The sequence below is a fragment of the Methylobacterium sp. WL18 genome (assembly GCF_008040015.1).
GTDB lineage: Bacteria > Pseudomonadota > Alphaproteobacteria > Rhizobiales > Beijerinckiaceae > Methylobacterium > Methylobacterium mesophilicum.
In genome coordinates this window covers 1-1,320 of the sequence record NZ_VRVD01000948.1, presented here as the reverse complement: position 1 = coordinate 1,320, position 1,320 = coordinate 1, and the positions used below count along the sequence as shown (strand labels likewise).

The window sequence follows — 1,320 nt, the reverse complement described above, 5'->3', positions numbered from 1 at the left end:
TTCCTGCCGATCCTGTCGCTCTACCTCGCCAAGCTGATCCTCGACGGGATCGTGGCCGAGCATGCCCGCCCGGCCGCGGAGGCCGGCCTCGCGGACTGGCTGGCCGATCCGGCCCGGGCGCGCCTCGCCATCCTGGTCGCCGCCGAACTCGGCCTCGCCCTGCTGTCCGACCTCACCGGCCGGCTCGCGAGCCTGACCGAGACGCTGATCGGCGACCTCTACGCCAACGCCGCCTCGGTGCGGCTGATGGCGCATGCCGCCTCGCTCGATCTCGCGCAGTTCGAGGACAGCGCCCAGCAGGACCGGCTGGAGCGGGCGCGCCGCCAGGTCAGCGGCCGCACCGGCTTGATCGGCACGGTGTTCGGCCAGTTCCAGGCGCTGGTGACGCTCGCCTCGCTCACCGCCGGGGTGGCGGCCTTCACGCCCTGGCTGGTGGTGCTGATCGCCGCCGCCCTCGTGCCGGCTTTGCTCAACGAGTGGCACTTCACGAAGGCCGGCTATCGGCTGGCCTGGATCCGCAGCCCGGAGCGGCGGCGGATCGACTACCTGCGCTACCTCGGCGCCAGCGTCGAGACCGCCAAGGAGGTGAAGCTGTTCGGCCTCTCGGGTTACATCACGGCGCTGTACGCCGGCCTCGCGAAAGACCTGCTCGCCGAGAACCGGGCGCTGGCCACCGCCCGGGCGCGCTGGGGCTTCGCCTTCGCGAGCCTCGGGACGCTGGCCTACTACGCCGCCTACGCGGTGATCGTCTGGCGGACCGTGGCGGGGGCGTTCTCGATCGGCGACCTCGCCTTCCTGGCCGGGGCCTTCCAGCGCCTGCGCGGCGGCATCGAGGGGCTGCTGCTCGGCCTCACCCAGATCAGCGGCCAGGCGCAGTATCTCGACGACTTCTTCTCGTTCTTCGCGATCCGGCCGGAGATCCGCTCGCCCGCACGGCCCGCGCCGGTGCCGAGCCCGATCCGCGACGGGCTGGTGTTCGAGGATGTCGGCTACCGCTATCCCGGCACCGACACCTGGGCCCTGCGCGGCCTGTCCTTCGCGGTGCGGGCCGGGGAGACCGTGGCGCTGGTCGGCGGCAACGGCGCCGGCAAGACCACGATCGTCAAGCTGATGACCCGGCTGTACGACCCGCACGAGGGCCGCGTGCTGCTCGACGGACTGCCGCTCGGCGCCTACGACCTCGACGCCCTGCGGGCGCGGGTCGCGGCGATCTTCCAGGACTTCGTCCGGTTCGATCTCACGGCGGGCGAGAACGTCGCGGTCGGCCGGATCGAGGCCGCCGGCGACCAGGACCGCATCGCGGCGGCCGCCGTCCGGGGG

The 1,320-nt window shown here is 73.0% G+C and carries 1 protein-coding gene; it reads left to right on the top strand.

Features of this window, described 5'->3' with window-relative positions; translation table 11 throughout:
* A partial coding sequence (locus FV228_RS29980; RefSeq protein ID WP_147857756.1) for an ABC transporter ATP-binding protein occupies positions 1-1,320 on the top strand: 1,320 nt, incomplete at both ends.